The following is a 5715-nucleotide window of genomic DNA, read 5'->3' as shown; positions in this document are numbered from 1 at the left end:
GAGGTCAAAGACAATGTCTTTTTCAAGGATTCCCAGAACCGCTTCTACTATGCCAATCAGGTCAACATGAAGAACAGGACCATGAGCAAGGTCATGGTCTACGAGGTCCAGCCGGGGGCTTTTCCCCGGACGATCCTGGCCGATAAAGCCAATTTTACCGGGAAGATATGGGAACTGCATCAGGGAGTGATCCATAAATACGACCAGCAGGGGAACTTGAGCTACGAAGCGAAATTCGACCGGATGAGGATCTCCGTGGTCGAAGACCTGAACCGGTTCAGCGAGCAGAAAACTTTTGCCGACATGGACCGGAAAGAGCTCCAGGGGATGATCGACTCGATGGCCAAAAGCGGGACTAATACCAGGGCGCTGTTGACCGAGCTTTATTTAAAATATTCGATCCCGCTCACCTGTTTTATTTTTGCGTTGGTCGGGATCCCGTTCTCTCTTTCCTCTCCCCGCTCAGGCCAGACCTGGGGGATCGTCGTGACCATCGTTTTTATGTTCACTTTTTATGTCTTTGCGTCGGTCTTCCGCTCGCTCGGCAAAGGAGGGTTGATCACGCCGGAGATGGCCGCTTTTGGTCCGCAAACAAGCTTTATGATTATTGGTTTTGTAATGCTATACTTTCAGGGAAGGTATCGCTAAATGGAAACACTGCTTGACCCGATAGAGTTAAAGGCTTTGGGGAAAAAAGAATTGGCCGGGGGGGCTTTTAAAAAGTCGCAATCCTTTTTTGCTCAAGCCGCGCTTCTTTCCCCGCATGTTTTCCCTTATATCATGCTCGACTATGAGCGCTGCATCGGCCAGGACCCGGCGAGAGTTGGGCCGCGGATGGCGCTGGCCGGTTTTCTGCTAGCGACCGGGCATCTTGATGCCGCACTTTTGGAGTTGGAAGAGGTCTTGATCGCCGACCCCCGCAATATCGAAGCCTACAACGCCCTGGGGCGCCTTTACATTTCTTTGGAGAGGATTGACGACGCTATTGCTCTTTTGGAGCGCTCGATCAAGGAAGGGGTGCGCGATGTGATCTTGATCGAGATCCTGGCCGGAGCGTACCTGGAAAAAGGGCGGATCAATGAAGCGATCAAGTTCTATGAAGAGATCCTGACCCACCGGCCAACCGACAAGCAGACCATGCGGATCCTGGGGGAGCTCCATGCCAGGATAGAAAACTACAAGCAGGCGGCCCGCTACTACCAGTTGATGTTTTCCGACGACCCGGAAGTGGTGCGCGAGGTCGTCCAGCGGCTGGAAGGGCTCTTGCAAAAAGTTGAGGCGAGCATTGAGATCAGGGAGATCTTGTCTGATGTTTACATGCGGACGATCAAGCCGGAGGCGGCAGTAGAAAAATTGAAAGAGATCCTCCGTCTGGAGCCGGCCAAGCTGGAAGAGATCATCACCCGTTTGCGCGTAGTCCTGAAAAGCTATCCCAGCCTCCCTTCGGCGGTCCTGGCGCTGGCTGAGGCGCTTCGGACCAGAGGTGACCTGAGCTCGGCGGTTGAACAATATAACGAATTGATCAAATCCCATCCGGAAATGGTCGGTGAGGTTGCCGACGGCTACCGCTCGATACTGGATAGCTGTCCCGAACAGATCCTGGCCCGGACCTACCTTCTTGATATTCTCCTTGGCCAGAACCGGACCGAAGAGGCGCTGACCGAACTTGGCAAGATGGTTGAGATGGACCCGTCGGCAGCGGAGATGGTGATCCGCAAATGCCGCGAGATCCTGCGGGCCAAGCCGCAGCTTTTAGCGGCCCACGTCGTACTTGGCAAAGCCTGTTTGGCCAAAGGTGATTTCCAGCGGGCCGCCCTGTCAGCCGAAGGGGTCATCAATATTGACAAGAAATATGTCCCGGCATACCTGTTGATGGGAGAAGCGTATGCCAACCTGAACCTGCCGCGCAAGTCGGTAGAGACTTTTCGGACCGCTTTATCCCTGGACCCATATAACCTGGAGGTTCACGAAAAATACCGGTCGGCCAAAGAAGAACAGCTTGACCTGGAGATCGTTACCCTTAAAGAGAAATTGCAAGAGGACTCCTGGAAGCTTTCCCAGCATCTTGACCTGGCCAAAGCTTACCTGGAAAAAGGGGACCGGGAGAACGCTATTCGCCAGTTGCAGCTTGCCCAGAAAGACCAGGTGCGCGCTCCTCTTGCTTTTTTAATGCTTGGCGGGGTTTACCGGAGCATCGGGCGCTTTGACCTGGCTGTCGATAATTTTCAAAAAGCGCTGCAGTCGGCCAATCAGGAGCAAGCCAAGATCCTCCGGTTCAATATTGGGACAACTTATGAGTGCGCCGGCGAACCGCGTAAAGCGATCGAAATGTTTGAAGAACTGATGCAGGAAGATCTGGATTTTGCCGACTCGCAGAAAAGAAGTCGGCAGCTGCAGGGGGCAAGCCTCCAGAGCATGCGAAACAAACCGTTGAGAGCGGTTATTACCGACTACGGGAGTGCCAACATTATGGCGGTTTGGGGGAAGGAATTGCGGATCCCCGGCCGGGCCAGCGATGACGTCAGCATCTCTTTTGGCCACGAACACAACCAGAACGGGGTCGAATATTTCATGAAAGGGATGTGCCAGGCGGCGGAAGAAGAATTTCTTCTGGCGGTCCAGCTTGACCGGCGCTTTGCCGCTGCGTCCAACAACCTGGGGCTGGCCCTTATGAAACAGGGAAAGCTGGAAGAAGCCCGCTTGCGGATCAACGATGCGGTCCATGTTGATCCCGCCTCCCCGGTTTTCCACAACAACCTGGGGGTGGTCAACTATCTTTTGGGCCGGCTGGAGTTCGCTGTGATCGCGCTGGAGCGGAGCTTTTCGCTTGATCAGGACTCGCCAACCATCTTCATTAACCTGGGGGATGCCTATTACTTCAGGCAGGAAGCGCAGAAAGCGATCGAACTTTACCGGCAAGTCGGCCCCTTCGATCCGCTGGCCGACCTTGCCAAACAGCGGCTTCTCTACAAGATCCCGTAGGTGATGAAAAATAACCTTTGCCTTTGCCTCTGTCTTTGCTTTATGGCTCTCCCTGTTTTTGCCGATAAAGAGAAGATCCCGGTCAACATCAAAGCCGAAACCCTCAAATATTATGAAGATACCGGCCAACTGAAGGCTTCCGGTTCGGTTGAGGTCAAATTAAAAGAGATGACCATTTTTGCCGATAACCTGCTTATGGATGCCGGGTCTAACATCGCGACTGCCGAAGGGAACGTTAAGCTCTTTGCCAATGAGTATCAGGCCAATGCCGATTATTTAACTTATGATACCAGCGCCGAATCGACCTCATTTCTTGGCTTTCATTCGGCCGTTGCTCCTGCTGCGCTGAAGGGAGAGGTTTATGTCAGCGCCCGGCGCCTGGACGAACAGAACCGGAACATGCTTGGCGGACCGGGAGAAGTTTCAACCTGTGACCGGGAGATGGAGCATTACTGGCTGGCAGCCGATCGGATCGCTTATTATCCAGATGACCGGATGGAGGCGTGGAACGTGGTGGTCTGGGTTGGGGAACTTCCTCTCTTCTGGCTTCCTTATTATGTTTACGATCTTAAAGGGGAAAAGAAACGGAACTGGGTCTTTGGGACCAACGACATAGAAGGGAACTATGTTAAAACGACCTGGAATTATCCGTACGGTTTGCTTTATATCGACCAGATGGAAAAGAAAGGGTGGGGATATGGGACTGAAGTCGCTTATGGTTTAGCGGCGATAGGCTTGGGAACATTTTATCTTTATCATGTTGATGAGCGGGATACCGCCAGGTCTGACTGGGTGACTAAAATTACCAGCAAACGCGAACTTGACAGCAAGACGACCCTGGGGATGGAACACCGCTATTCGTCCACCTACCAGGTGCCGGCCGGCCGGAGCGATTATACTTCGTTCAGCCTCAACTTAAACCACGCGGATGAAGACAGGGGGGCGATTGCCCTGATCACGCTGGATGACCGTTACGCCGGGACCGAGCGGTTTAGTTTTTCTTTTGACCGGACCGTCGGAGCGACCGCTTTTGCTTACTCGATCAATTATGACCAGGCGAAAAATGCGCCGGGGTGGGTCCGCAATTCCCAGCGGTTGTATTTCAGCCGTCCACTCTGGTCTGACGCGGTGGTCCTGTCGACAGGCGCGAATTATTATTATAACTTGCCGCAAGAAGGTGATTCCGGAGAAGAACAGGTCACTCCGGATTTGGTTATCACCGGGCGGGAAACCGACTATTCCTGGAAATTGAGCGAGAACTGGTTCGTTGATTTGCGCCAGCCCCTTTATCCGAACGAGACCCGTTATCAATTTATGGAAAAACAACCGGAATTTGAGATCTACCCCAGGACGCTGGCCCTCAGGCTTTTTAATTTAAGTTCGGCGGTCGGCTACGGTTACTACCGCGAGGTTAAATGGGTCCCCCAACTCAATAAAAACCGTGATTTTTCTACCCAAAGGTCGCGGTTGACTCTGGACGCGAGCCAGGGCTATCCGTTCGGTCCGGGGACCACATTAAACCTGGGGGCGGGCGGGGACCAGTTTGCGTACGCGACCGAAGACCAGATGTATGCCTATCGGGAACGGGCCGGGACCGAGACCGACCTTGGCGGCTGGTTCAGGAACAGCCTAAATTACCGCAAAGGGATCACCGACGGTAATTCCCCCTTCTTCTTTGACAAACTTGGCTCGAATTATCATGATATCAGGGATCGGCTGACCTTTTATCGGGAAGATAAATTGAGCTGGTGGTTTGAGAGCGGCCGGAACTGGCAGACCGCGACCTGGTTCGACCTGATGTCGGGGCTGGTGATCTCGCCGGATAAACAGTGGAGGCTGACCGTTGACGGCGGCTGGGATATTGAGAACCACCGTTATCGCGACCTCCTCTCCCGCCTGTCGCTTAATCCTTACAGTTATTTTGGCTGCAGCCTGGCGGTCAGCCAAGATCTGAATGCCGGCGAGATCCGGCAGGGGAGCGCTTATTACGATATATATTTCCTCGAGAAAGCGCCAAACCAACTACACCTGACCTTCAGTCAGGTGTATGATACAGCCAAGAAGGAGATCCGCCTGCAGGACGTGGCGATCGTCAAAGATCTGCACTGCTGGGAGATGCGCTTTAATTATTCCGATTATCGGAAAGAGTACAGTTTTGTTTTTAGCGTCAAAGCGATCCCAGACGAACCGTTCGGCTTTGGTTCCGGCCGCGGCTTTTATTTTGAAGGCTTTGAAAAAGAGATGAACAAGATCAAGGGGACCGATCAGAGGAGATTTTAATGAGAAACGACAAAAACAACAAACCAGTGACAGGAAACCAGCGACAATATCGTCGCGGTTTCCTGTTTGTTGTTTTTTTGCTTACCGCTTACAGCTTAGCGCTGATAACCGGCTGTGCCCGAACGGTGACCCAAATCGTCCCCAGCGGAGCGGAAATGGTGGTCGAGGCGACAATGCTGGGTACGGTGGAAACGACCGCCAACCGATACTTTATGATCTTGAGCGATTCTGCCGGTTATAAGGTCCAGCTCCCTTTGCCGCAACCGGCGGGGGGGAGAGACGAGCTTCTGGAGCCGGGAACAACTCCGATGTACGGTTCGCAGGAAGCGTACTATATTAATTATTATTCGACCTGGTCCGGGTATATTATCGCTGATCCAGCCGGTTACTTTTTAGTGAAGGGGCCGTTTATTTTTGGCGCGTCAACAACCAGAGAGGTACTTTCCACAACCG

General features: G+C 53.0%; 4 protein-coding genes. All 4 read left to right on the top strand.

Annotation, left to right across the window (positions count from 1 at the left end):
* On the top strand, positions 1-648 hold a 648-nt coding region (locus KKF06_01260), incomplete at its 5' end, for an LptF/LptG family permease (protein ID MBU1616394.1).
* Entirely contained in the window at positions 649-2982 is a 2334-nt protein-coding gene (locus KKF06_01255; protein MBU1616393.1) for a tetratricopeptide repeat protein, read from the top strand.
* 3 nt (positions 2983-2985) lie between these two features.
* Positions 2986-5262, top strand: coding sequence for a hypothetical protein (locus tag KKF06_01250; protein ID MBU1616392.1), 2277 nt, complete (start codon positions 2986-2988; stop codon positions 5260-5262).
* On the top strand, positions 5262-5715 hold a 454-nt coding region (locus KKF06_01245; protein ID MBU1616391.1), incomplete at its 3' end, for a hypothetical protein. The genes KKF06_01250 and KKF06_01245, both read left to right, overlap by 1 nt.

The organism is Candidatus Margulisiibacteriota bacterium, from assembly GCA_018822365.1.
GTDB lineage: Bacteria > Margulisbacteria > WOR-1 > O2-12-FULL-45-9 > XYB2-FULL-48-7 > XYB2-FULL-45-9.
This window is presented reverse-complemented; position numbering and strand designations above follow the sequence as displayed.